Annotated in this window: 20 protein-coding genes and 1 other annotated feature; of the genes, 13 read left to right on the plus strand and 7 right to left on the minus strand. The window is 45.0% G+C overall.

The window, feature by feature from the left end; all coding sequences use genetic code 11:
• Positions 1-19: 19 nt before the first annotated feature.
• Positions 20-1,651: a methyl-accepting chemotaxis protein gene (locus GZK95_RS11935; protein ID WP_075713572.1), complete on the minus strand. Its 1,632-nt coding sequence runs from the start codon at positions 1,649-1,651 to the stop codon at positions 20-22.
• A gap of 368 nt (positions 1,652-2,019) precedes the next feature.
• On the opposite strand from GZK95_RS11935, the gene GZK95_RS11940 reads away from it, so the two are divergent.
• The 5 genes from GZK95_RS11940 (at position 2,020) to yjjX (ending at position 8,739) form a co-directional block, all read left to right on the plus strand.
• On the plus strand, positions 2,020-3,462 hold the full coding sequence (locus tag GZK95_RS11940; protein WP_075710983.1) for an MltF family protein: 1,443 nt from the start codon (positions 2,020-2,022) through the stop codon (positions 3,460-3,462).
• A gap of 341 nt (positions 3,463-3,803) precedes the next feature.
• Positions 3,804-4,133 carry a ribosome hibernation-promoting factor, HPF/YfiA family gene (gene hpf, locus GZK95_RS11945; RefSeq protein ID WP_075710985.1) on the plus strand — a complete coding sequence of 110 codons (330 nt, stop codon included), beginning with the start codon at positions 3,804-3,806 and terminating at the stop codon, positions 4,131-4,133.
• A 107-nt stretch (positions 4,134-4,240) separates the two neighbouring features.
• Positions 4,241-4,361, plus strand: a sequence feature (Phe leader region).
• A 13-nt stretch (positions 4,362-4,374) separates the two neighbouring features.
• The gene (pheA, locus tag GZK95_RS11950; protein WP_075710987.1) at positions 4,375-5,553 is read left to right on the plus strand and encodes a prephenate dehydratase; all 1,179 of its coding nucleotides are present in this window, start codon (positions 4,375-4,377) and stop codon (positions 5,551-5,553) included.
• A gap of 344 nt (positions 5,554-5,897) precedes the next feature.
• Positions 5,898-8,243 (plus strand): putative bifunctional diguanylate cyclase/phosphodiesterase, encoded by a 2,346-nt coding sequence (locus GZK95_RS11955; protein ID WP_075711136.1) that lies wholly within the window; start codon positions 5,898-5,900, stop codon positions 8,241-8,243.
• On the plus strand, positions 8,209-8,739 hold the full coding sequence (gene yjjX, locus GZK95_RS11960; RefSeq protein WP_075710989.1) for an inosine/xanthosine triphosphatase: 531 nt from the start codon (positions 8,209-8,211) through the stop codon (positions 8,737-8,739). Before GZK95_RS11955 ends, yjjX begins: the two co-directional genes overlap by 35 nt.
• A gap of 49 nt (positions 8,740-8,788) precedes the next feature.
• On the opposite strand, the gene trpR is transcribed toward yjjX, so the two are convergent.
• On the minus strand, positions 8,789-9,085 hold the full coding sequence (gene trpR / locus GZK95_RS11965) for a trp operon repressor (protein WP_075710991.1): 297 nt from the start codon (positions 9,083-9,085) through the stop codon (positions 8,789-8,791).
• Positions 9,086-9,100: 15 nt separating this feature from the next.
• The gene (sltY, locus tag GZK95_RS11970) at positions 9,101-11,047 is read right to left on the minus strand and encodes a murein transglycosylase (protein WP_075713034.1); all 1,947 of its coding nucleotides are present in this window, start codon (positions 11,045-11,047) and stop codon (positions 9,101-9,103) included.
• Between the two features lie 283 nt (positions 11,048-11,330).
• Between sltY and ettA the strand changes: the two genes are divergently transcribed.
• The 3 genes from ettA (at position 11,331) to GZK95_RS11985 (ending at position 14,575) form a co-directional block, all read left to right on the plus strand.
• The gene (gene ettA / locus GZK95_RS11975) at positions 11,331-12,998 is read left to right on the plus strand and encodes an energy-dependent translational throttle protein EttA (RefSeq protein ID WP_075710995.1); all 1,668 of its coding nucleotides are present in this window, start codon (positions 11,331-11,333) and stop codon (positions 12,996-12,998) included.
• Positions 12,999-13,201: 203 nt separating this feature from the next.
• On the plus strand, positions 13,202-13,573 hold the full coding sequence (locus GZK95_RS11980; RefSeq protein WP_075710997.1) for a PilZ domain-containing protein: 372 nt from the start codon (positions 13,202-13,204) through the stop codon (positions 13,571-13,573).
• Positions 13,574-13,582: 9 nt separating this feature from the next.
• Positions 13,583-14,575 carry a M23 family metallopeptidase gene (locus GZK95_RS11985; RefSeq protein ID WP_075710999.1) on the plus strand — a complete coding sequence of 331 codons (993 nt, stop codon included), beginning with the start codon at positions 13,583-13,585 and terminating at the stop codon, positions 14,573-14,575.
• 52 nt (positions 14,576-14,627) lie between these two features.
• Here the strand turns inward: GZK95_RS11985 and tyrA are convergent, their stop codons facing one another.
• Both tyrA and GZK95_RS11995 read right to left on the minus strand, forming a co-directional pair.
• Positions 14,628-15,755, minus strand: a complete 1,128-nt coding sequence (gene tyrA, locus GZK95_RS11990; RefSeq protein WP_075715439.1) for a bifunctional chorismate mutase/prephenate dehydrogenase — start codon at positions 15,753-15,755, stop codon at positions 14,628-14,630.
• Positions 15,756-15,777: 22 nt separating this feature from the next.
• Positions 15,778-16,851, minus strand: a complete 1,074-nt coding sequence (locus tag GZK95_RS11995) for a 3-deoxy-7-phosphoheptulonate synthase (RefSeq protein WP_075715440.1) — start codon at positions 16,849-16,851, stop codon at positions 15,778-15,780.
• A gap of 245 nt (positions 16,852-17,096) precedes the next feature.
• On the opposite strand from GZK95_RS11995, the gene GZK95_RS12000 reads away from it, so the two are divergent.
• Positions 17,097-18,770 (plus strand): sensor histidine kinase, encoded by a 1,674-nt coding sequence (locus tag GZK95_RS12000; RefSeq protein ID WP_075715441.1) that lies wholly within the window; start codon positions 17,097-17,099, stop codon positions 18,768-18,770.
• A 9-nt stretch (positions 18,771-18,779) separates the two neighbouring features.
• Positions 18,780-19,499 (plus strand): two-component system response regulator BtsR, encoded by a 720-nt coding sequence (gene btsR, locus GZK95_RS12005; protein ID WP_075711008.1) that lies wholly within the window; start codon positions 18,780-18,782, stop codon positions 19,497-19,499.
• Between the two features lie 50 nt (positions 19,500-19,549).
• Here the strand turns inward: btsR and nagZ are convergent, their stop codons facing one another.
• Positions 19,550-20,536 (minus strand): beta-N-acetylhexosaminidase, encoded by a 987-nt coding sequence (nagZ, locus tag GZK95_RS12010; protein ID WP_075715442.1) that lies wholly within the window; start codon positions 20,534-20,536, stop codon positions 19,550-19,552.
• Positions 20,537-20,636: 100 nt separating this feature from the next.
• On the opposite strand from nagZ, the gene GZK95_RS12015 reads away from it, so the two are divergent.
• Together GZK95_RS12015 and murQ are read left to right on the plus strand one after the other, a co-directional pair.
• A complete protein-coding gene (locus GZK95_RS12015) occupies positions 20,637-21,752 on the plus strand; it encodes an anhydro-N-acetylmuramic acid kinase (RefSeq protein ID WP_075715443.1) in 1,116 nt (371 codons plus the stop codon).
• A 7-nt stretch (positions 21,753-21,759) separates the two neighbouring features.
• The gene (murQ, locus tag GZK95_RS12020) at positions 21,760-22,695 is read left to right on the plus strand and encodes an N-acetylmuramic acid 6-phosphate etherase (protein WP_075715444.1); all 936 of its coding nucleotides are present in this window, start codon (positions 21,760-21,762) and stop codon (positions 22,693-22,695) included.
• Between the two features lie 48 nt (positions 22,696-22,743).
• Here murQ and GZK95_RS12025 read toward each other — a convergent pair whose 3' ends face one another.
• Positions 22,744-23,091 carry a DUF2799 domain-containing protein gene (locus tag GZK95_RS12025; RefSeq protein WP_075715445.1) on the minus strand — a complete coding sequence of 116 codons (348 nt, stop codon included), beginning with the start codon at positions 23,089-23,091 and terminating at the stop codon, positions 22,744-22,746.
• A gap of 230 nt (positions 23,092-23,321) precedes the next feature.
• Between GZK95_RS12025 and GZK95_RS12030 the strand changes: the two genes are divergently transcribed.
• The gene (locus GZK95_RS12030) at positions 23,322-24,806 is read left to right on the plus strand and encodes a carbon starvation CstA family protein (protein ID WP_075715446.1); all 1,485 of its coding nucleotides are present in this window, start codon (positions 23,322-23,324) and stop codon (positions 24,804-24,806) included.
• Positions 24,807-24,871 lie beyond the last annotated feature (65 nt).

Consider the following 24,871-nt stretch of genomic DNA (forward strand, 5'->3'; position numbering starts at 1 on the left):
GCGGTTTTTTTTATCTTATTTAAGCAACTTTAAATTGCTGAATAATCGTCTGCATATTCGATGCTAACTGACTCAGTTCACTACAAGCTTGCGCAGTTTGTGTGGACCCAGCAGCCACCTCAATCGATGAGTGATGAATATTCTCTACATTTCTCAGTAGCTCTTCAGATACTGAACTTTGCTCGCTACATGCGCTGGCAATTTGAATATTCATACTGGCGATATCGTCAACCGAGTTTCCAATTCCATCAATAATGCCACCGACAGAACTCGCTTGTTCGGTACATGAACCAATTGCTTCACAGCTTTTCGCCGTTGCCTCTACTGCGCTTTTCGCCCGTTGTTGCAACTGTTCAATGATACGCACAATCTCCTCGGTAGAGCTTTGTGTTCTACCCGCTAAGGTGCGGACTTCATCAGCCACAACCGCAAAGCCTCGTCCCTGTTCTCCCGCCCGAGCCGCTTCAATGGCAGCATTGAGCGCCAATAAGTTGGTTTGCTCTGCAATATTTTGGATGACATCGACCACCATACTGATATTGCTAGAGTCTTTTTCCAATTGTGCCACCATCGTTCCAGTGCTTTCTATGACCTCACGAGCGTAAACAATTTGCTCAGCAGCCGTTGATACGCCATCGGCACCTTGACGCGCTGTCGTGCTGGCAAATCCAGCCGCCGTTGAAGCCTCCTCAGTGTTGCTCGCGACTTCGTTAACCGTCGCTTGCAATTGATGCATCGCCGTCGCCACTAAGTTAATTTGATTTTGCTGGCTAATCATACCTTGCTCTGTTTGCTCAGAAACAGCGCTCACTTCCTCAATCGACGCCGCTAATTGAGTGGCAGAACTGGCGATCTGCAAAACCATTTCATGTAATTTGGCTTGCATCTGAGCACAAGTATCCGCCAACTCACCTAGCTCATCTTGACCAAACTCACTACGATTGACGGTTTGAGTTAAGTCTCCAAGTGAAATCACTTTGGCTAACTCCATCACCTTGCTCAATGGCGCACATATCTGCTTGGTGAGCACCCATCCAGTGATCAACATAAAGGCAACTAAAGCACCGATACTCACTCCACCCACAAGCAATGTTTGGCTAACGCGCTCTTCTGCAACACGCTTATCTTCTTCTATGTAGGCTTGGTTGAGGCTTTCCAGCGCACTCATAAACTCAAATGTCGTTTGGTACTGCTCATAACCATCGACTGTCAGGTCATTCGCTTCTGCAATTAAATCACTATCAACCAGCTCGCGAAATTCAGCCAACTGACTCTGATAGGCATGCCAACTTTGTTCTAAAGCCTTATATGCTGAGCGGTCTCTTTCGTCCCAAAGTCCCTGCTGATAAGCAGTTAAACTCTGAGCAATTTCATTTTCAAATTTGTCCATGTTCTCTTTCCAGATCGGTACAAGATCATGGTTTGGGTTAGCGACAATGGCGTACTGATCACGTCGAATCTCTTCAAGATTGATCTTCATATCTTTAACTTGCAGCACACTTGGCACCGTTGTATCAGTAAATACCACCAAAGCATCGCGGATATGATCGATTTGCTTGATCATAAAAAGAACTTGCATCGCAATCGCAATCGCAAGGGCCACAAAAATCACCGCAATTTTGTTTCTAATTTTTAAATCTCTAAAACTCATGACTCACCAGAATTTTCAACTATGAAAAAGTTAATTCAGCAAACGAATTAACCACCAAATTAGATTTATCCAGCTTATATACGCCTAATATTTTTTAATGACACTCACAAAATATATTTTGCGATTCACTTCACATAGAACTAACGATTTAAAAGCTAAGTCACGGAAATATAAGTAATTGGTTTAATTTAAATGAGCAATTGAGTGAACAAAGTGTTAAGCCAGCGTCATACGAGAACTTGTTGTTTTTCAAACCAATGAAGCAGAAGAGGGGAACTTGATAACTTATCGACACGCGCTACTTTTAACTAACAGGGAACTATTCTGCGGCACGGCATAATAAGTCGCAAATCACCACGGGAACTTAAATGGTCAAAGTGATATTACTCACGCTGTTATGCTTACTACCTCTCACCTCCTCCGCGTTGTCTCTTACCCCTCTGGATAAGCAACCACATTTTGGTGATTTACCGACATTGGAGAAAAAGGGGGTTATCCGCGTGCTCGTATCAGCCGATCTGGGTTTTTATTACATCGAGGCAGGACAACCCAAAGGTATCTTAGCTGAACTGCTTTATCATTTTGAAAAGCAACTCAAAAAGCGCTCTTCATACCTTAATTTACAGGTGATTCCTGTCGAGCGAGACGATCTCCTGCCACTGCTTGTGCAAGGGTATGGTGATTTAGTTGTAGCAAATCTTACTATTACAGAGCAGCGCCTTGGGCAAGTTGATTTCAGTACTCCAGTGCGCAAAGGTGTCGACGAATGGATCATTACCAACCAAAAAACACCGCAATATACAAATATCACCCAATTAAGTGGTAAAGAATTTTGGGTAAGGGCAAGTTCGAGTTACTTTGAAAGCCTGCAAGCGTTGAATAACAAACTCAATAAACTAGGTAAACCGCCAGTCTTAATTCGTTTTCTGCAAGAAACGCTACAAGACTACGAAATCATGGAGATGGTTAATCAAGGTCATATTAAAGCGACCGTGCTTGATAGCCATAAGAGTGAGTTATGGTTAAGCGTAATGAACAATATTCGAGCCCACAAAGCGCTTCCCTTACGTCAACATGGCGAGATTGCGTGGGCGATGCGAAAACAAAGCCCAAAACTAAAATCGGTCGTCAATCAGTATCTCGCGAAACACCGCTCTGGCACGTTAATGGGCAACGTGATTTATGGAAAATATCTCGACAGCACCCGCTGGCTAAGGCAAGTATTAGATCCCAACAATATTCGCAAACTGGAGTCGCTATCGCAGATCTTCGTCAAATACTCTTCACGCTATAACTTCGACCCTTTAATGATTTCAGCGCAAGGCTATCAAGAGTCAGGGTTAGATCAGCGTAAGGTCTCACACATGGGAGCGGTAGGTATCATGCAGGTCTTGCCGAGTACCGCAAGAGATCCCAACATCAATATTCGCAACATCTATAACACCGATAGCAATATTCACGCGGGTGTAAAGTACATGCGCTTTATCAAAGACCGCTACTTTAACGAGATGGACATTACTGCTGACAATAAAGTCTACTTTGCACTTGCAGCCTACAACGCAGGACCGGGTAACATCCGCAAGATGCGTCGACTTGCGCGCCAGCAAGGCTATGATGAAAATAAATGGTTTAAGAATGTTGAGATCGTGACAAGACGCAATATAGGCAGAGAGCCAGTTCAATATGTCTCCAATATCAATCGCTATTTCATTATCTACACACAGCTTGCATTACTACAAGATAGTCGCAGTCAATCAAATCATTCACAAACTAACCCGCTGATATTCCCAATTGAAATAGAGGAGAAATAACCAAGTCAGTGAGAAAAAGGGGGAATGTAGCTACGACGAAGTTTTTTGGTGATATAAATCACAACACTGGAGTGATTAAGGTTTGAGCAGATGATGTTTTTAGGTCGCATTAGTGCCCTAAAAAACAGAGGCTTTTTAGCAAGAGACCCTTACCAATCTAACGTGTTTTTTTCGTTTCACAAGCTTTTTCAACCTATGATTCAAAGACAGTTTGAGAAAGATCACAAATGAATCCGAGCAAAAATAACCCCTTCAAAATAGTGATACAGATCACATTCTTTCCTGCCTGAATCAGTAATCTGGAGTTAACCCATGAGGGATGCTACAGAGGAAAAACATTTATGAAAGTAAACATCACTGGTAAAAACATCGACATCACCTCTGCAATCCGCACGCACATTGAGAGCAAGTTTAAAAAACTTGAGAAATGGCAAGTAGACATTATTGGCTGCCAAACTTCGTTTAGCGAAGAGCCAAACAAACAGATGAAATTTGAAGCAGTTATCACGGTACCAAAAGGAAAATTAGTTGCTTCAGCAATCCACGAAGATTTATACGCTGCCGTTAATGAGGTAGAACAGAAACTAGAACGTCAGCTAAACAAACTACGCCATAAACCAGAAGCTCGCCGCAGCGATAAGCCGGAGCTTGAAGTAGAAGACGCGGAATAATTAAACGATGTGAGAAATAGCGCCGTAAGGCGCTATTTTTTTGCTTGACGCTGAAAACACGGTTGCTTATTGTGTTTAACAACACATACTGTGAATGAAATTTATGCGATTAACCCAACTGTTCTTTTTCGACTTGTTTTTTCTCCAATAGGTTTTGGAGGCTGACTCGTTTGCGGAAGATAAGTCAAAAACGAACAGAAAGCCTCCCTCTAGGGAGGTTTTTTTATTTAAGGATAATAGGATGACAGAACCACAATACTCTCTTGACGAAATTCGAGTTCGACTCAACGAACTCGACGATAAACTGTTACAGCTACTTTCTGAGCGCCGTAAGATGAGTATTGAAGTCGCGAAAAGTAAAGTCGAGACGGCAAAACCCGTTCGCGACGCCGAACGCGAGCAGCAGTTACTGGTGAAACTGATCAATAGTGGTCTTGAGAAATATGACCTAGATGCGCAATACATCACGAAACTGTTTCACGCCATCATCGAAGATTCTGTTCTGCTTCAGCAAGCTTACTTGCAAAACTTGGCTAACCCTCAACTAAGCCGAAAGCCGCTTGCTCGGGTCGCCTTTTTAGGTTCCAAAGGATCATACTCTCACTTAGCCAGTCGAGAGTATTTCAGCCGTAAAAACACTGAGCTTATTGAACTAAACTGTGACGGTTTTCGCGATGTCGCCACAACCGTTGAGTCAGGGCATGCAGACTATGGCGTTTTGCCAATTGAAAATACCAGTTCTGGCTCAATCAACGAAGTCTATGACTTACTCCAACATACCACCCTATATATCGTTGGTGAGATTACTTTGCCGATTGAGCACTGTTTAGTCGCCACCGAAGAGATTCGTCTTGAAAACCTAACGACACTCTATTCACATCCTCAACCCCATCAGCAATGCAGTGAATTTTTAGGTCGATTAAAGAATATCGAGCTAAAAACCTGCGCAAGCACCGCTGATGCGATGCAAAAAGTGCGAGAACTAAATCGCACTGATGTTGCAGCGATCGGCAATGCATCATCAGGGAAGCTCTATGGTCTTCAAGCTATTCAGGGCAATATTGCTAACCAAACAGAAAATCATACTCGCTTCATTATTGTCGCGCGTAAACCTGTTGAAGTCTCGCCGCAAATTCCGGCGAAAACGACCCTGATTATGTCCACATCACAAGAGACGGGATCACTGGTTGCAACCTTACTTGTGCTGCAGCGCTATCAAATTAACATGACCAAGCTGGAGTCTCGTCCAATCATGGGCAACCCATGGGAGGAGATGTTCTATGTCGATGTCGATGCCCACTTAGATTCAGAAAATATGCAAACCGCACTGTCTGAGCTGACTCGCATCACTAAACACTTGAAAGTGCTCGGTTGCTATCCAAGCGAAAATGTTAAACCGACGCAAGTGAAACTCATTTAATCCGCTTTCAGGCTACCCCATGCAAGCACGTTGACTGATGTTCAGTGCTTGCATGCCACTTCCACAGTGACAATTCTTCCAACCGATAAATATCCCAGCGCTCTGTCTCACACTCACCCTCTACCACCAGCTAAAGATCTCAAAATCAATGTAATAAATGTAACGACAATCAAAGCTGCAACGGCCTGCAGAAGTTGACTAAAACTAGTGATGGATTTCAGTGAAATTGATGCATTATTGAGCACCAAAATGTAATTCAGCGTCGTTAGGCCAAACAGAATAGGCTCTTTCTGGCGATAACCTAAGCCTAAAAGCCCAGAATCTAAGTCTGTTGTTAAATGACCATGAAACTCAATACAAGAGTCCTGTTACTCGTTGCCCCCGTGATACTACTCAGCGCTGCGATTTCGAGTTATGGCATCTATGAAAATCAAAAAGATGCGCTCATCAAGCGAGAAACCAGTTATTTGCAGTTAACGATGGAAAAACTTGCCGGTCACTTTCGGCAGTCCTATGCGTTGGTCAACAGTTACGCATTGACCTTATCCCGCAGTGAAATTGTTTTAAAATATCTGCGCAATCAAGGAAACGCATTTATCGAAGTCGACATGCTCAATAGCATGCAACGAATCATCAACAGTTTTCAGTCTGTCTCGCAAGACTCTATTGGCATTGCCATCTTAGATGACCAGTACAAACCTAGATTCTTTGCCGACAATCAAAAAGATCCTTTCTCCACCATCGATATTCGTGCATTAGAATACGTTCGGCTTGCCAATACCTTAGGTGGCAACAAAGAGCATATTGGTTTTAGTAAAAACCAGCAGGGTCAAAGTATTTTGATTCACTATCAAGTCATTGAACCTAAGATCTGGAACAAAGCACTCCCCAGTAGCGGTGCGGGCAACACTTTATTTATGGTCTATATGACTCTTGAGCAGTTTGATCAATTACAACGTTTAATCGAATTTGACACCGATAGCTCGATCTTTTTTACTGATCAAGCGGTGGATAAGAGCGGGCTCAATCAATCCATTGAACTCAAGTCTGGGCTATTTGCCACCCTTGACCCTGCCCAGTACTTGCTGGAAGAGAAACTGCGAGAAATTAAGTCACGACTCTTTGTTTTCTTTATCGGCTCATCGATCTTCACCCTGCTACTATTGTTGCGTTTACTCTATCACCATGTCACTAGTCCACTCACCAAGCTCGACAAACAGTTACTCGAGTTAGAAAGAAACCAACGCAATAACATCGATAGATTACCCAACAACGACGAGATTGGGCGTCTGTCTGAACGGTTTTACAGCATGTATCAGGAGTTACAATCTGCCTATCAAAAAACCAAAGCGCTGGCTGAAAACGACCACCTAACGGGACTAGCCAATCGCTATCAATTTCAAAATCATGTGCGACATCGCCTTGCCAACAACGCCCACTGTCAACACGCGTGGATCCTCTACATTGACTTAGATAACTTTAAATACGTTAACGACAAATACGGACACTGTGCGGGCGATAAACTGCTCACCAACTTCGCCAACCATATTCAAACACTGTGTCAAGACTGGCAAATCATTAACCATGTCAACTGTTTACCTGCAAGGCTTTCTGGTGATGAATTTGCGATTTTTGTTGCCGCGGGGGGACATAACAACCATGCAGATACTCTCGCTCAAGCGATTCTCGACCCCTTGGTGGATACCAGTGACTCACCACTGGGCAACTTACCGATTACCGCAAGTATTGGCATCGCGCGCTATCCCAGCGACGGAAAGAGCTTAGAAAGCCTACTCTCTAATGCAGACACCGCCATGTATCAGGCTAAACGTGCAGGGAAAAACCAAGTCTCTTATTATTCCGAGAAATTAGACAGTAGTGTCAGACGACGGACTCAAATTGAACGAGCCTTGCGAAGTGGTGAGTTTGATAAAGAGTTTTCCCTACGCTATCAACCCTACTACAACCGAAGTGGTGAGCAACTGGTTGGTGTTGAAGCGCTATTGCGTTGGCATTCACCAAAACTTGGTAAAGTTGCGCCAGAAGAATTTATACCTATCTCAGAGCAAACAGGAATATTTGGCAATATTGACCGCTGGGTAATCGAGCAAGCCTTCCGTGACTTTTCTGGACTCCAAGCGATGTTTGAGCATGAAATTCAACTGTCGATCAACCTCTCGTCTGCTGAACTCGACTCCAAGCAACTCGCGGTTTTTATCCAGATGATGTCTTTGCAGTATCAAGTAAAACCGCACCTGGTGGACTTTGAAATCACTGAAACTTTCGCGACTGACTCCCAAAGCTACTCCTTGCTCCATGAACTCTCAACCATGGGATTTAAACTCGCGATCGATGATTTTGGTTCTGGCTATACATCTATCACACAGCTAGTAGAATATCCGGTACAGAAGATTAAACTGGATCGCGAATTTTTAGCGGCACTAATCAAGACTGACAACCGCAAAGTGGTAAAACCCTTGGTTGATTTATGTCACTCTCAAGCCATGATCGTCACTGCTGAGGGCATAGAGTCAGAGGATATGCATAATTGGCTTGCAGACAATCAATGTGATTTTATGCAGGGCTATTACCTTTCTCCACCAGTCAAACTTAGTCAGTTGCGAGAATTTGCCAGTGCTAAAAAGGTAGAGAATCATGCCCACTCAAACAGTCATCGTTGCTTCGCTTAACCCAGCTAAAATAGCGGCGGTTGAAAGCGCCTTTAAAGCGACATTTCCTAGCCAAGATTTTCATTTCCAAGGTATCAGTGTGGCTAGTGATGTTGCAGCTCAACCGATGAGCAATCAAGAAACCTATCAAGGAGCCCGCAATCGAGTTAAAAATGCCAAACTCGCGGCAAACGGAGACTTTTACGTCGGGCTAGAAGGAGGGGTAGAAGAAGGCGTTACTTTTGCTTGGATGGTCATTGAATCGGCAACCCATCGCGGCGAGTCACGTTCCGCAGGAATGATGCTTCCACCCAATGTCGCCGCTCAATTAAGTGCGGAAAGCGAGTTGGGAGATATCATGGATAAAGAGTTTGATACGCATAATATTAAACAAAAAGGCGGAGCCATAGGCCTACTAACCAAGCATCAGTTAACTCGCAGCTCGGTCTACCATCAAGCTTTGATTTTAGCGCTGATTCCTTTCGCTAACTTAGAGCTTTACCCTGCGAACCTCTAACTTACTAAGCGATTAAAAAAAGAAAAGGTGCTCTAAGCACCTTTTCTCATTATTGACGTTGTAAAAGCTGGGTGATCGCCTGCTTTTCATCATCACTTTTGGATTTTAACTCATTAGAGCCACGAGTAATGGTCGCCACACCTACGCCCAACATTTGACTGATCTGACGCTGGGACAACTCACCTTTAAGTAGCTCACGCAAAATATTCACCCGCGCAACCAACGACTCTCTTTCATCCGGAGTCAAAAGCATCGTTAGCAATATTTCATGCTGTTCTGTCGCTGTGCTCTGTTTAATCAAATCTAAGATCTGTTGCCAATCAGTATACTCTGGTTGTTGTGACATGATTTACGCGCTCGCTCAATACTTAGTATTCATTTCATGTGGCTTAAGAAACGCACCATCCGCTCCTAACAGCTCACGATAGTAAACTTCAAACATTAATATGTTTTGCACATAGCCGCGAGTTTCATTGAAAGGAATGGCTTCGATAAATGCATAAGCATCTAATTTTCCTTGTGTTCTTTCACGCCACGTTTTGACTCTTCCTGGCCCCGCATTATACGCTGCAAATGCAAAAATTCGATTGTTATCGTACTGCTCAAGCAAACTCTGCAGGTAACGACTGCCAATCTCAATATTTTTGCCCACTTGATACAAATCGCCACTACCTTGATAGGTCAGTTCATACTTGCGCGCAGTGTACTTCGCTGTCGAAGGCATAATTTGCATGATGCCTCTCGCACCAACCGGTGACTTTGCTTCGACATCCATCGCACTCTCTTGGCGAGCCAAAGACATCAAGGTAATCGGGTCTACGCTATGCTTCTCGCCATAGAAATTAAACCACCAGCGGTGAGCGATGGGGAACCTCAGCTCAAGGTTATCCCACATTTTCGCTTCGATACTGCCTGTCACTGTAAGGTGATGCCAACGCTTATACGCAGCGTAGGCGGTCAGTTGCGCCTGCTGCTCTTGTGTCACGTTCCGCAGTAAATGACGCCATTCACTTTTGGCTGCCGCAATTTTATCTCGTAGGATCAACTCATCAATCCGACGCAGTGAGATATCAAATGGTTTAACCATTGCTCGATCAAGTTTGAGTGTCGATTGCGGGTACACCACGGAACGACCTAGCTCTTTTGCCGCTGCAACACTGTAGAAATTCCGTTGACCGACAATTTTCTCAAGGCGTTGGTTCGCTTGTTTTTTCTTGCCTAACGCCAGCTCTGAACGTGCTAACCAGTACTGCCAGCGTAAAGACTGCTGCACATTCGACGGCAGAACCGCGATCCAACTCGCCACACCAGTCCAATCCGCCTGTTGAATCGCTAGACGTGCGCGTCGTTCAATCAACTTACTGTTTTGGGAGGTTTTAATCTGCTCATCACGCCAATCCGCTAGTGAGCTTGAGTCCGTATTGATCAAACGCAGTGCAATATAATCCGCTAAACTTTGCGCCTGCGGCTGAGACATTTTTTGCCCTGCGACCACTTTCTGCCACGCTTGCTGAGCCTGCTCGACATTTTTACGCGCTAACTTTTCCAATGCCATTTCGCTTTGTCGGCGATAGAACTCATCCGCTGGTTGTTTCTTGGCAAATGCCGCGACATTCTCAGGTTTATCAAACAAGGCTTTCATTGCACTTGCTTGCTGCTGAGCTTTTGGCTCTGTTACTTGCTTCGCTAAGTACTTAAGTAAACTTCCATTACGAGCATCAAACGCAAGCAACATCCGCTCAAGAACCTGTTGATCGGTTTTCAGCCCAGCTTTATCCCAAGCCGAGAATAAAGGGTCACAAGCATCAGAAACGCTGCGTCCATGTAGCCACAAATCTTCCGCACCTTTATAAGCCGCCTCTGTTTGCCCGGTTTGTAACTTGGCGTTGTAATAGTGACATTGGTACTTTTCTCCCCTCGGGAGGTCAGTTTGAAACTCAAGTAAGGTTTGCCATTGCTTGCTGCTTGCTAGCTTATCGAGATAAGGCGCACGTATACGATTGGAAAACGGAAAGTCTCTGTGCTGCTCGATAAAATCTGTCACTTGCTGCGGCGATTTATCGCCAAGTTGCACCAAAAATGTACGGTAATCCACATAAGGCGTCAGTGGATAGGAAGCAATTTGTGGACGTAATGCAAGGTAGGTTTCAACTTGCTTTTGATCCAGTAACTGTTGCGCTTGATCATAGAGTGCTCTTTGCTCCGATAGAGAAGGAGCGGCAATACTCGCTGCGCTATATATCATCGTCGACACTGCCAATATCGATGAAGGAAGTCGATAGAACGACTTAGAAAACCTTGGCGTCATGTCATCTCGTCCTTGTGAGATACAAATATAGTGAACTACGCCTCACTGTCGTGAGTAACGTGGGGTATATAAAACTATTCTAATTGCTTCTGTAAAGCAGAGAGTTGTAAATAGAAATTATTTCATACAAGTGTGACACATTTAATCAATTCCCCTTCCCTAATAGACAAATTTCGTTAGTATGCGGGGTCAATCAGCATCAATTGTCAGGTTCGGTAACAATGCTTGTTCGGTTGGTGTAAAATACACGTTTATGTATATGGAAAGTTAGGAACGATCGGCAATGGCTGAATACGTATATACCATGTCGCGGGTGAGCAAAATTGTGCCACCTAAGCGTCAAATTCTTAAAGACATTTCTCTAAGCTTCTTCCCTGGAGCAAAAATCGGTGTTCTTGGTCTAAACGGTGCAGGTAAATCTACCCTGTTGCGCATCATGGCAGGTATCGATACTGATATCGACGGTGAAGCACGCCCACAACCAGGTCTAAATGTAGGTTACCTACCTCAAGAACCGGTACTTGACGAGTCTAAAACAGTACGCGAAATCGTTGAAGAAGCAGTTGCTGATGTGGCTGGCGCTCTCAAACGCCTCGACGCGGTATATGCAGCTTACGCTGAAGAAGATGCAGACTTTGACGCACTAGCCAAAGAGCAAGGCGAACTGGAAGCACTTATCCAAGCGAAAGACGGCCACAACCTAGAAAATGCTCTTGAGCGTGCTGCCAACGCACTGCGTCTTCCTGAATGGGATCAGAAAATTCAACACCTCTCTGGTGGTGAACGTCGCCGTGTCGCTATCTGTCGCCTACTACTTGAAAAGCCAGATATGCTGCTACTAGACGAACCAACTAACCACTTGGATGCTGAGTCTGTTGCATGGCTAGAACGTTTCCTAGTCGATTACACAGGTACTGTTGTGGCTATCACGCACGACCGTTACTTCCTAGACAACGCCGCTGGCTGGATCCTAGAACTTGACCGTGGTGAAGGTATTCCATGGCAAGGAAACTACACCTCTTGGCTAGAGCAAAAAGATGCGCGTCTGCAACAAGAAGCATCTCAAGAAAGTGCTCGTCAAAAAACGATCGAGAAAGAACTTGAGTGGGTACGTAAGAACCCTAAAGGTCGCCAAGCAAAATCGAAAGCACGTATGGCGCGCTTTGAAGAGCTACAAAGCACTGATCACCAAAAACGTAATGAAACCAACGAGCTGTTCATTCCGCCAGGTGAGCGCCTAGGTGATAAGGTTATCGACGTTAAGAACCTCACTAAGTCATTTGACGGTCGTGTGCTGATTGATGACCTATCATTCAGCATACCTAAGGGTGCTATCGTGGGTATCATCGGTGCCAACGGTGCAGGTAAATCGACCCTGTTCAAGATGCTAAGTGGTACTGAGCAACCAGACTCGGGCACTATCGAAATGGGTGATACGGTTAAACTGGCATCTGTTGACCAGTTCCGTGACTCAATGAACGATAAGAACACCGTGTTCCAAGAGATTTCGGAAGGCGCTGACATTATCAAGATCAACAACTTTGAAATCCAAGCACGTGCTTACTGTTCACGCTTCAACTTCAAAGGTTCTGATCAACAAAAAGTGATCGGTGAGCTATCTGGTGGTGAGCGTAACCGTGTCCACCTTGCGAAACTGCTAAAAGCAGGCGGTAACGTACTGCTACTCGATGAACCAACCAACGACCTAGACGTTGAAACCCTACGTGCACTTGAAGAAGCGCTACTTGAGTTCCCTGGGTGTGCAATGGTTATCTCGCACGACCGTTGGTTCCTAGACCGTATCGCCACGCACATCATCGACTATCGCGATGAAGGTCAAGTTAACTTCTATGAAGGTAACTACACCGAGTACATGGACTGGTTGAAGAAAACTCTTGGCCCTGAAGCGGCAGAACCGCACCGCATTAAGTACAAGCGTATTTCTAAGTAATCCCCCTTTAATCAAGAGAGATAGAACACGATCTCTGCTTGAAATTTGCTCTAAGGCCGCTAATATAGCGGCCTTTCTTGATTTACAGTACTGCGTAATAAAACGACAAAAAAGACTTTCATCACTATCTTTAAACAATTCCAAATGGCAAACAGAGTTCTTCTGTTAAGCTGAAAGACAAACGGATTGAAAGAGAGTTAACTATGATTGAACGTCGTCGATTTTCACGCATTGTATATCAAGCAATAGCCGTCGTTTCCCAAGGTGAGAACCAAGTGGAAGCCAGCGTAAAAGATCTATCGTTACATGGTCTCTTACTAAGTAGCTCCCAGAGCAATCAACTGGATTTAACCCAACCAATAGAGGTCAAATTCCAGTTACCAGAAAGTGACATCTCTATCGAGCTCAAAGGAAGAATTATCAGTGAAGAGCAAGGGTTAACCCGTGTGATCATTGAACATATTGATATCGATAGTATTAGTCACATCAAACGTATAATTGAACTCAACGTTGGTGATGATCAGCTACTGCATCGTGAAATCGAACAGCTATCGGACCTAGCAGAATATTCCTAACACCGCTGTATGTCACAAAGAAAAATAACAATTACTATTCCGACTGGTAAAGAGGCACAACATTTCTCTATCAGTCGTTCAGCTCTATTACTGTCTATTGCTGCCAGTGTCACGATCATCGGTTCCACCGCTGGTTATATCCATTACAATCAAAGCCATATTGCCGAATTAAATCAACAACTGGCTCATTCTATCGAACAGAAAACGACACTAGAGCAACTCTACGAAGAGCAGATGGATACCACCCATACACTGTCACAAGAGTTGGAAGAAAAGCGCGATCAGCTGCATGTACTTGGTCGCCGAGTCTATGATGTAGAGGCCGTGTTGGGTTTATCGGGCGAAGAGCCACTCGATGAGCAAAACTTGGAAGACCGCTTAGATGCAGCGGTAGTCGATTCGGCGGTTCGCGCCACCATGTTTCGTATGATACCTAACGACGCTCCATTAGATTACAATCGGATTTCCTCTTCATATGGGCGCCGTACCAACCCAATTACAGGCAAACGCCATACGCATACGGGTATCGACCTCACCTGTAACCGTGGCACACCGATAGTCGCTCCTGCCGACGGCGTGATCGAGACAGTGAGACCAAGTAAAAAAGGGTTTGGTAACTTCTTAACGCTGCGCCATTCATTTGGCTTTATGACCTCTTACGCACATTTACAGCACTTTAAAGTCAAAAGCGGCCAGTTTGTCTCAAAAGGTGATGTGATCGCGACATGCGGCAACTCTGGTAACTCAACAGGTCCCCACCTCCATTACGAAGTGCGCTTTTTAGGCCGTTCACTCAATCCGCAATACACCATGGATTGGACCCCAGACAACTTTAATTATCTGTTTGAAAAAGAGAAAAAAGTAAAGTGGGCACCACTGGTAAAACTGATTGATGACAACGTTCGTTTGCAAGTCAACCTCACCAACAAGCCGTTTGTCGAACAAGCCGTTGATACCGTCAGAAGCGACGCCAACAACAAAGTTAACGTCTCCGTTCAATAACTGAAAAAGCTGCCGATTGGCAGCTTTTTGCTTATCAGCAACAGCGTAAAAATCAGCCTCGATGGATGGAATCATTCGCCTGTTTGAGTAGGTTTTGACTTTCCACCATAAACTGTTGTGAGTAATCGCCAAACCAATCACTGACATGCTCAAAGTTCTTAATGAAGGTTGGCTTATCTTGATTGTCGAGAATCTTCAACGCTTCACCAAAGCAGTGATGGAAACGTTTGATCATGTCGATGTTCTCTTGCGAAGCAAAAATAATATCGCCATACAGATGAGGGTCTTGACCAAATAGACGACCAACCATCGCCAGTTCTAGGCGGTAAATTGGAGAACTGAGCTGCAGTAACTTATCAATACTTGGATTCTCATTGCTCAAATGTAGCCCGTACGCAAAAGAGGTAAAGTGACGTAAGGCTTGTATCAAGGTCATCCCATGATCATGGTCTTGAGCATCTATTTGGCAAAGACTCGCTCCCCAAATTGCAAACTGTTTTAGCAACCATTGGTAATGCTCAGCCCCACGTCCATCACAATAAGCAATCACCTGTTTAGCCAAACTGGGCACATCAGGACCAAACATCGGGTGCAATCCAACTACAGGGCCATTGTGAACCCGCAACATAGCATCAAGAGGTTTCGTTTTGATCGAGGTTAAGTCACATAAAATACAGTCATCAGGCAGTTGACCAAGCTTTTCTATCACCCTTTGTGTCAGGTGAATAGGCACTGTCACCACAACCAAACCAGCGTCATTAAGTAGCTCGTCGGCACGATGCCAATCTTGACTACCTAAAACCTTAACCTGATAGCCTGACAGAGTGAACATGCGACCGAACAGACCACCTAACTGCCCTTTACCGCCAACAATCACCACCGAACGCAACTCAGGATTTAAACATTTAAAACCTGAGTCTTTTTCGCTGGCATAAGACTCACGCATCGTACGGCGCAAAATGTCTTCGATTAACTGTGGTGGCACTCCGATTTTCTCAGCTTCGGCACGACGCGAAGCTAACATCGCGGCTTCTCGATCCGGCGCGTAAATCGGTAAGCCATGCTCGCTTTTTACTTCACCAACTTGCTCTACAAGCGATAAACGCTGTGCAAGTAAACTAAGAATTTGCTTATCAACTGCATCAATTTGATCACGCAGCCCATTTAACTGTTCGGCCATGAATGTCCTTATCCTTTACTACTTAACCTGATAAACGCTCGCTTAAAAATGGCACTAACGCAGAGTGCGCATGACGTAGTAGTGTCTCAGTTGTTGACCAATTAATACAGGCGTCGGTAATAGAAACACCATATTTCATTTGATTTAATGGCTGTTCTGAGGAATGGTTACCCTCATTAAGGTGGCTTTCTATCATTAAGCCAATGATAGAACGGTTCCCTTCACGAATCTGATGAATGACATCTTCGGCAACCAAGGGCTGACGTCGGTAGTCCTTACGCGAGTTCGCGTGGCTGCAATCGACCATCAAAGAGGCTTCTAACCCCATTTGTGCCATCTCTTGCTCGCACTCAGCAACGGAAACTGAATCATAGTTAGTCTGTTTACCACCGCGTAAAATCACATGACCATTTGGGTTACCTTGTGTCGTGAGTAGCGCAACTTGCCCTTCACGGCTGATCCCCATAAAACGGTGACTAGAAGATGCGGCTTGCATAGCGTTGATTGCTGTCGATAGGCTGCCGTCTGTACCATTCTTAAACCCAATCGGCATAGAGAGACCGCTCGCCATCTCTCGGTGAGTTTGCGATTCTGTCGTGCGCGCACCAATAGCAGCCCAACTAAACGTATCAGCAAGGTATTGAGGACTGATCGGGTCAAGCGCTTCAGTAGCCAATGGAATATCCATTTCAGCAAGCTCAACCAAAAGCTGACGCCCAACGTGCAACCCATGCTCAATATCAAAGCTGCCGTCCAAATGAGGGTCATTGATGAGACCTTTCCATCCCACCGTGGTGCGCGGTTTTTCAAAATACACGCGCATAACAATATAGAGTTGGTCATCCAATTGCGCTGACAGTTGCTTTAAGCGACGTGCATAGTCCTTTGCCGCTTCAACATCATGGATTGAACAAGGGCCGCACACCACGAGCAAACGATGATCTTTTTTGTGAATAATATCGGCGATAGTTTGACGCGATTGCTGTATAAATCGGCGAGCTTTATCACTTAAAGGCAACTTAGCCTTAAGTTCATCAGGGGTGATCAGTACTTGTTCTTCACTGATGTTGATATTACTCAATTCACTTTTTTGCATAACCAAAACTCTGTAAAAAATTATTACACCTTAAAATCCATTTATTCAAGGCTGACCAAAAACCTTACGATAACAGGCAAAAACAATAATTCAAGTGTAAATTTAAATAAACATTTAATGTAAAAATAAATTTACGTATGATTTTTTTACTGCCTTTATTGTAAATCAACACTGAAAGCATGTTTTCTCAGAAGCAAAGCCTTTAGAATAAGCCTCAACCGCAAATGGAAAATAGGTTGATCAACATGGATTTGATCCTCTCTCTGCTGCAGCAAATGTGTGTCTACTTAGTACTTGCCTATATGTTGAGCAAGACACCGATCTTTTTGCCGCTCCTCAATATTTCAAATCACCTACGCCACAAAATTAGCATTTATATCCTTTTCTCATTGTTTTGTGTGATGGGGACCTATTTTGGCTTACAAATCAACGATGCGATTGCCAATACGCGAGCTATCGGTGCGGTCATGGGAGGACTATTTGGCGGGCCTGTTGTTGGCTTTTTTGTTGGTTTGACTGGGGGGTTACACCGCTATAGCTTGGGTGGATTCACCGATGTGGCATGCGCAATATCAACCACCGCAGAAGGGTTAATTGGTGGTCTATTGCATACTTACTTACTCCGCCGTAGCAAAGGCATACTGCTTTTTAGCCCTAGCATTGTATTTGCCGTTACCTTATTCGCAGAAATTATTCAGATGGCGATCATTCTGCTGGTCGCAAAACCATTTGATGAAGCATATGAGCTGGTGTCTGCTATTGCCGCACCAATGATCATTGCCAACTCGGTTGGAGCCGCTCTGTTTATGAGCATCCTCCAAGACAGAAAAACAATATTTGAAAAATACTCTGCCACTTTTTCACGCCGAGCGCTAAACATTGCCGAACGCTCCGTTGGGATCTTATCGGCCGGTTTTAATCCTACCACCGCAGAGAAAATCGCTCGTATTGTCTATGAAGAAACAAATGTTGGCTCAGTGGCGATTACCGACGATGAAAAAATACTCGCCTTTGTCGGTATCGGCGATGATCACCACAAACCCGAAACCCCAATATCATCGCAATGTACCTTAGACTCGATTGATAAAGATGCGATTATCTACCTTGATGGCAAAGATAAGCCTTACCAATGCTCAATTTCACCACATTGTAAGTTAGGTTCTGCATTGATCATTCCTCTACGTGCGGGCGATAAGGTTATTGGCACGATCAAACTTTATGAGCCGAAGCTGAAGCTTTTCTCGACCATCAATATGTCAATGGCTGAAGGCATAGCGCAACTACTCTCTAGTCAGATCCTCTATGGAGAACTGCAACAGAAGCAGTCTTTGCTAGCCCAAGCAGAGATAAAACTGCTGCATGCTCAGGTAAACCCACACTTTCTGTTTAATGCGCTCAACACAATTAGTGCGGTTGTCAGGCGAGAGCCAAATAAAGCTCGTGAACTTATCCAGCATTTATCGCAATTTTTCCGCAGTAATTTAAAACAAGATATAGAGTCCGTCTCACTGCAAGATGAGCTTGACCACGTGAACGCCTACCTCACTATCGAGAAAGCACGCTTTAGCGATCGCTTAGATGTGGAAGTCGATATCGATAGTGAATGGTTAGGGCGAAAAGTCCCCACCTTTACGCTCCAACCTTTGGTCGAAAACGCGATCAAGCACGGCACCTCCAACCTATTCGAATGCGGGGTGATCCGAATATACAGTGATATGGTTTCGCAGGGATGCCGTATTACCGTCGAAGACAACGCAGGTAGCTATCAAGCTCCGAAAGAAGATCATGAAGGTCTCGGAATGCAAATTGTTGCCAAACGCCTGACCAATAAATTTGGCCGAGTGAGCCAATTGCAAATCGACGTCGAACCGAACCAGTACACCAGAATGAGTTTTATCATTCCCCATCAAGACCATTAAGGAATAATCATGCTCTCCGCTCTAGTGATAGATGATGAATTATTTGCTCGTGAGGAACTCACCGAGCTACTTGAAGAAACGGGAAAAATCACCGTTGTTGACCAAGCAAGCAACGCCATTGAGGGGTTAAAGAAAATTAATCAACTCAAACCAGACGTGGTGTTTCTGGATATTCACATGCCACAAGTGACGGGTATCGAGTTACTGGCGATGCTCGATCCTGATATTCAGACGCGCGTTGTATTCGTAACCGCTTACGATCAGTTCGCGGTTCAAGCCTTTGAAGAAAACGCATTTGATTATCTACTCAAACCGGTCGACCCCAAAAGACTTGGGATTACCATTCAACGTTTGATTAAGTCTGACAATCAAAGCATCCAGCAGTACGCCCCTCTAACGCCACCTTGTTTAGATCAAGTTCCTTGTGTGGGCTTAAACCGTATTATGATTATCGCCACCGATGAAATTGAGTTTGCCTATAGTGATATTAGTGGGGTGCATGTCCAAACCGCCGATCAAGTGGCGACCTGCCAGCTTACGCTTAAAGTGCTAGAAGAGAAAACACCACTAGTACGCTGTCATCGTCAATATCTTATCAACATCAAGGCGATCAAAGAGATTAAACTGTTAGAAAACGGACTAGCCGAAATCGCTACCAGCAGTGAGCATCCTATTCCAGTGAGTCGCCGCTATCTAAAAACACTTAAAGAGCTGCTTGGGTTTTATTAGTCGATAGCAAAAGAGCCACAACAGTGGCTCTCTCAATCTGCACTCGACCATTAACTACCGAGGATGCGTTTCATCGCCTCAGACGCCTGTCGCCATTGTTCACTGCGTTGCAAATCAGCAAACGAAAACGACTGTTTCTTCAGTAGGCGCGTCGCTTCTGGGAACTCAAGAATCGGCAGGTTATCCAATACCTCAACTTGCCCGGCTCGGTTGTTACACAATAGCAGCATATCGCAACCTGCCACCAGCGCTTGATGAGAACGCTCAGCAGGCCCGCCCATGATTGCAGCGCCTTCCATATTCAAGTCATCAGAAAAGACGATGCCTTTAAAACCAAGTTGCTCACGCAATACCTTCTTAAGCCAATACTGTGAACCACTTGCCGGCTGATCATCATACTGCGGGTAAATCACGTGCGCAGGCATCATGGCATCAAGCGATCCCGCTTCAATCTGAGCTTTAAAAACAGCCATATCTTGCTCTAATATGGTTTGACGCTCATCGTAAGGGGTTTCCAAGTGAGAATCAGCAATCACACCACCGTGTCCAGGAAAGTGCTTACCCGTGGTCGCCATTCCTACTGACTTCATACCACGCATAAAAGCGGAGCTGTGACGCAGAATCGTATCTAGGTCTTCACCAAATGCTCGGTCACCAATCGCCTTACATTCAAAACCTTGGTCCAGCACTGGCGCAAAGCTCAAGTCAATATCATGGGCAATTAACTCTGCCGCCATTAACCAACCACCTAATTCCGCCATACGCTCACTTTCAGCTTGCTCTGCATATAACTTAGCAGCGGGAATACGACTAAAACCTTCGCGAAAACGCTGAACTCGACCACCTTCTTGATCAACACCAATTAATATTGGTCGTTTTGCAGCTTTGCGAATCTCTTTGTTTAGCGCTAAAAGTTGCTGACTATCGTGGTAGTTGCGAGCAAACAAAATCACGCCTCCTACCGTTGGATGCTGTATGACCTCTTTGTCTTCAGCTGTAAGTTCATATCCAGCGACGTCCAACCATAACGGCCCCATAATTTCTCCTATTTGCGCATCAATTTCGCTTTGGCTTTGAGGTTATTCTGATTATTCTAGCTTTACAATGGATAAGTGAATGGATTGGTGAAAATTGGATATGAGTACAAAACAACGCTTTATTGGCGTGATGTCAGGCACCAGTATGGATGCTGTCGACACCGCATTAGTAGAAATTGAAGACAATCACATTGAACTCCTTGCCGCGCTCGACTTTCCCTTTCCTGCGGATCTTAAACAGCGCTTATTGGCAATTTGTCTTGGACAAGAGACTAACTTAGCCGAAGTGGGTGAGCTCGATCACCTGCTAGGACATCTGTTTGCCGATGCCGTCAATGCCCTACTTAAGCACGCAAACTTAGATGCTGCCGACATCATCGCCATCGGTAACCATGGACAAACGGTCTACCATCGTCCAGATGGACAGGCACCCTTTACCATGCAAATTGGTGACGCAAACATTATTGCCACCAAAACCGGTATTAACACCGTCGCCGATTTCCGCCGTAAAGATATGGCGCTCGGCGGACAAGGTGCACCGCTGGTTCCTGCCTTCCATAAATCGATTTTCTCAGCCAAAGAGTCGAGTGTCGTCGTGCTCAACATCGGAGGCATCGCCAATATATCCGTCCTTCGTCCTAATCAACCCGTAATTGGTTACGATACTGGCCCGGGCAATATGTTGATGGATGCGTGGTGCGAGTTACATCGTCAAACCAAGTTTGATAAAGACGCGCAATTTGCTCTTGAAGGGCGAGTCCATTCAGCTCTATTAGCGCAACTGATGAATGAGCCTTACCTCAAACGCAGCGCCCCTAAAAGTACCGGACGTGAGCTATTTAATCTTCCTTGGCTTGAGCAGCAACTCTCCGCTTTCTCACTTTCGCCGCAAGATGTACAACGCACCTTATGCGAATATACAGCAGTGACGATAGCTAATGAGGTCACGCGTTTCGCTGTCGGCGACCAGCCGGAGTTGCTGGTTTGCGGGGGCGGCGTTCGTAATCCATTGATAATGCAAAGACTTAATGAGTTATTACCAAGCTGGAACGTGACCTCAACACAGCAGAAAGGAGTCGACAGTGATAACATGGAAGCGATGGCGTTCGCTTGGCTTGCACAGCGTCGCATCCATAACTTGCCAAGTAACCTTCCTGAAGTAACTGGTGCACGGCAGTTGGCTTCCCTTGGTGTTCTCTATTTTGCTGATCAATGAGGCCTCTATGACCAATGATGCGTTAATCGCTGCTCTAACTCACCTCGTTTCGGAAGGGCGTAACCCCGAAACCATGGATATCGACCTGCTCTCCTCGTACGATATTGTTAAGCGAATCAATCAGCAAGATAAACAAGTTCCATTGGCGGTTGAGCAAGCTCTGCCGGAGATTGCACAAGCCGTCGATAAAATTACGGAAGCATTTAAAGTCGGTGGCAGGTTGATATACATAGGGGCAGGAACCAGCGGGCGCTTAGGTGTGTTGGATGCGTCAGAGTGTCCGCCCACTTTTGGCGTATCAGACAAAATGGTTATCGGCCTAATTGCAGGCGGGCCAGAAGCCATTCTCAAGGCCAAAGAAGGCGCTGAAGACTCGCTTGAGCTTGGAGCAGAAGATTTACAGAGTATCCAATTTAGTGAAAAAGACGTGATGGTTGGTATTGCCGCCAGTGGAAGAACGCCATATGTACTCGGAGCACTGCGTTATGCGAATCAACTTGGCGCGACAACCGTCGCGCTTTCATGCAACCCTCAATCTATTATCGCGGAGGAAGCTGATATTGCGATAACACCTGTTGTTGGCCCTGAGGCGCTAACGGGGTCGACGCGCTTGAAGTCTGGCACCGCGCAAAAATTGATCCTTAATATGCTAACGACAGCCAGCATGATCCGACTTGGTAAGAGCTATCAAAACTTGATGGTCGACGTCAAAGCCACCAATAAAAAACTGGTGGCTCGCGCTGTACGAATCGTGATGCAGGCAACGGAATGTAAAAAAGAGCTCGCGACACAGCTTCTTGAACAAACCAACTATGATGTCAAACTGACCATATTAATGGTTCTTACCGGAATGGATTTACATACCGCAAAAGCTCACTTGGCAGCCAAAGAGGGTTTTCTGCGCCGAGCAGTGGAAGAGCATCACGCTGCCGAAAAAGGTTAGAATTGGTCAAAAAGGCTTGGGCTTTTTGCCTAAGCCTCACCACGGGTATTAATACGAACTTCGCCCTTCATCCCAACCACGCTGCCACTCCATACGAAAGCGTTGCGCTTCTTCTGTGCCTTCACAAACACCATCATAGTACTGTCCCGAAAGACCAACTTGGTAGGCGACATCAGGGTTACAAAACTCATTCACACCGGTTAAATAGCCTTGATCATAATCTGCACTATTCACATTACCCATTTTGGTGAGTTCACGCATCGAACGGGCATGGTTGCCTGTGACACCATCTTGATAACCGATTTGATACCAATCTCCGGCTTGCGCCATTTCTTCAACACTGCTGGCACAACCAGTTAATCCCACTAGCAAGATAACACTTAGTCGTTTTTTCATTATTTTTCCTTGTTATTTGCGTTCACCTAACCAACTTTTATTCGTCAGGGCACATATCCTTTAGTTTAACCACTTCTGCTGAGATTTAACCATTTAACTTTCGCCCGAACCACTTAATTGTTCAACTTGCCACTTAATCCGATATACGACCACTCACCCCAAATCCGGATGAAGCTGTTCTTACATCTCTTTAGTATGTACCGTGAATTTTAAGATCAGGGGACAAAGTTATGTTGTGGTTTTTAACTTGTGTAGCCGCACTCATTGGTGGTTACTTTATCTACGGGGCTTTCGTTGAAAAAGTATTTGGCATCAACGAAAAGCGTCAAACACCCGCACATACTAAAGCAGATGGCGTCGACTACGTACCAATGTCGACCAAAAAAGTTTACTTAGTTCAGTTATTGAACATCGCGGGCGTTGGCCCAATTTTCGGCCCTATTATGGGTGCGTTATACGGCCCAGCCGCTATGTTGTGGATTGTGATTGGCTGTATTTTCGCTGGCGCAGTGCATGACTACTTCTCGGGTATGCTGTCTGTTCGTAATGGCGGAGCATCGGTTCCAACCATCACAGGGCGATACCTAGGCAATGGCGCAAAACACTTTATGAATATCTTTGCCATCGTCTTGCTTCTTCTTGTCGGTGTGGTGTTTGTATCTGCTCCAGCGGGTATGATTACTAACTTGATTAATGATCAAACCGACTTGACTGTGAGCATGACAACCATGGTTCTGGTTATCTTTGCCTACTACATCATCGCAACGATTGTCCCTGTTGATAAGATCATTGGTCGCTTCTACCCACTGTTTGGCGCATTACTGATCTTTATGTCGGTAGGTTTGATCACAGCGGTTGCTTTCTCAAGTGAACATACTGTGATGGGCGATTTCCAAGTCACTGACATGTTTACCAACTTAAACCCAAATGATATGCCTATCTGGCCTGCGCTGTTTATTACTATCGCATGTGGCGCTATCTCTGGTTTCCATGCCACTCAATCGCCTCTGATGGCACGCTGCATGGAAAATGAGAAGAATGGTCGCTTTGTATTTTATGGTGCCATGATTGGTGAAGGTGTTATCGCTCTAATCTGGTGTGCACTAGCGCTATCATTCTTTGGTTCTCTTGATGCGTTGCAAGAAGCTGTTAGCAACGGTGGTCCAGGTAACGTTGTCTATGCGTCATCATTTGGTCTACTTGGCGTGTTTGGTGGTGTCCTAGCGTTCCTTGGTGTGGTAATTCTTCCTATCACATCTGGCGACACCGCTTTCCGTTCAAGCCGTCTGATCCTAGCTGAATACTTCAATATGGAGCAGAAAACGCTACGCAATCGTCTACTGATGGCAGTACCACTATTTGTTATCGGTGGCATCTTAACTCAAGTTGACTTCGGCATTATCTGGCGTTACTTCGGTTTTGCAAACCAATCAACAGCCGTCATGATGCTGTGGACAGCCTCGGCTTACTTACTACGCCACAATAAACTACACTGGATTACATCTGTTCCAGCCGTGTTTATGACTACAGTCTGTGTCAGCTTTATCTTGAACAACAGCTCACTTGGCTTTGGTCTGCCAATGCAAATTTCAACAATCGTTGGCGCCGTGTTTGCTGTTGCGGTACTTGGATATGTAATTAAAACATCAAAAGGTAAAGGTGAAACTGAACTGGCTGATGAAGAAAAACCAAAAGCAGTCACTGAAACTGCATAAATCAACAATACCTTTGCTTGCGAAAAAGGCTCCTTCGGGAGCCTTTGTTTTATCGACAAGATAGA

Origin of the sequence: Vibrio panuliri, assembly GCF_009938205.1 — a bacterium.
Taxonomy (GTDB): domain Bacteria; phylum Pseudomonadota; class Gammaproteobacteria; order Enterobacterales; family Vibrionaceae; genus Vibrio; species Vibrio panuliri.

Excerpts from the sequence above, each read along its gene's own strand:
- GZK95_RS11980 (WP_075710997.1), top strand. The coding sequence starts at position 13,202 with ATGATTGAACGTCGTCGATTTTCACGCATTGTATATCAAGCAATAGCC.
- GZK95_RS11985 (WP_075710999.1), top strand. The coding sequence starts at position 13,583 with ATGTCACAAAGAAAAATAACAATTACTATTCCGACTGGTAAAGAGGCA.
- GZK95_RS11995 (WP_075715440.1), bottom strand. The coding sequence starts at position 16,851 with ATGCAAAAAAGTGAATTGAGTAATATCAACATCAGTGAAGAACAAGTA.
- pheA (WP_075710987.1), top strand. The coding sequence starts at position 4,375 with ATGACAGAACCACAATACTCTCTTGACGAAATTCGAGTTCGACTCAAC.
- ettA (WP_075710995.1), top strand. The coding sequence starts at position 11,331 with ATGGCTGAATACGTATATACCATGTCGCGGGTGAGCAAAATTGTGCCA.
- murQ (WP_075715444.1), top strand. The coding sequence starts at position 21,760 with ATGACCAATGATGCGTTAATCGCTGCTCTAACTCACCTCGTTTCGGAA.
- GZK95_RS12025 (WP_075715445.1), bottom strand. The coding sequence starts at position 23,091 with ATGAAAAAACGACTAAGTGTTATCTTGCTAGTGGGATTAACTGGTTGT.
- trpR (WP_075710991.1), bottom strand. The coding sequence starts at position 9,085 with ATGTCACAACAACCAGAGTATACTGATTGGCAACAGATCTTAGATTTG.
- nagZ (WP_075715442.1), bottom strand. The coding sequence starts at position 20,536 with ATGGGGCCGTTATGGTTGGACGTCGCTGGATATGAACTTACAGCTGAA.
- btsR (WP_075711008.1), top strand. The coding sequence starts at position 18,780 with ATGCTCTCCGCTCTAGTGATAGATGATGAATTATTTGCTCGTGAGGAA.
- tyrA (WP_075715439.1), bottom strand. The coding sequence starts at position 15,755 with ATGGCCGAACAGTTAAATGGGCTGCGTGATCAAATTGATGCAGTTGAT.
- yjjX (WP_075710989.1), top strand. The coding sequence starts at position 8,209 with ATGCCCACTCAAACAGTCATCGTTGCTTCGCTTAACCCAGCTAAAATA.
- GZK95_RS12000 (WP_075715441.1), top strand. The coding sequence starts at position 17,097 with ATGGATTTGATCCTCTCTCTGCTGCAGCAAATGTGTGTCTACTTAGTA.
- GZK95_RS11935 (WP_075713572.1), bottom strand. The coding sequence starts at position 1,651 with ATGAGTTTTAGAGATTTAAAAATTAGAAACAAAATTGCGGTGATTTTT.
- GZK95_RS12030 (WP_075715446.1), top strand. The coding sequence starts at position 23,322 with ATGTTGTGGTTTTTAACTTGTGTAGCCGCACTCATTGGTGGTTACTTT.
- GZK95_RS12015 (WP_075715443.1), top strand. The coding sequence starts at position 20,637 with ATGAGTACAAAACAACGCTTTATTGGCGTGATGTCAGGCACCAGTATG.
- GZK95_RS11940 (WP_075710983.1), top strand. The coding sequence starts at position 2,020 with ATGGTCAAAGTGATATTACTCACGCTGTTATGCTTACTACCTCTCACC.
- GZK95_RS11955 (WP_075711136.1), top strand. The coding sequence starts at position 5,898 with ATGAAACTCAATACAAGAGTCCTGTTACTCGTTGCCCCCGTGATACTA.
- hpf (WP_075710985.1), top strand. The coding sequence starts at position 3,804 with ATGAAAGTAAACATCACTGGTAAAAACATCGACATCACCTCTGCAATC.
- sltY (WP_075713034.1), bottom strand. The coding sequence starts at position 11,047 with ATGACGCCAAGGTTTTCTAAGTCGTTCTATCGACTTCCTTCATCGATA.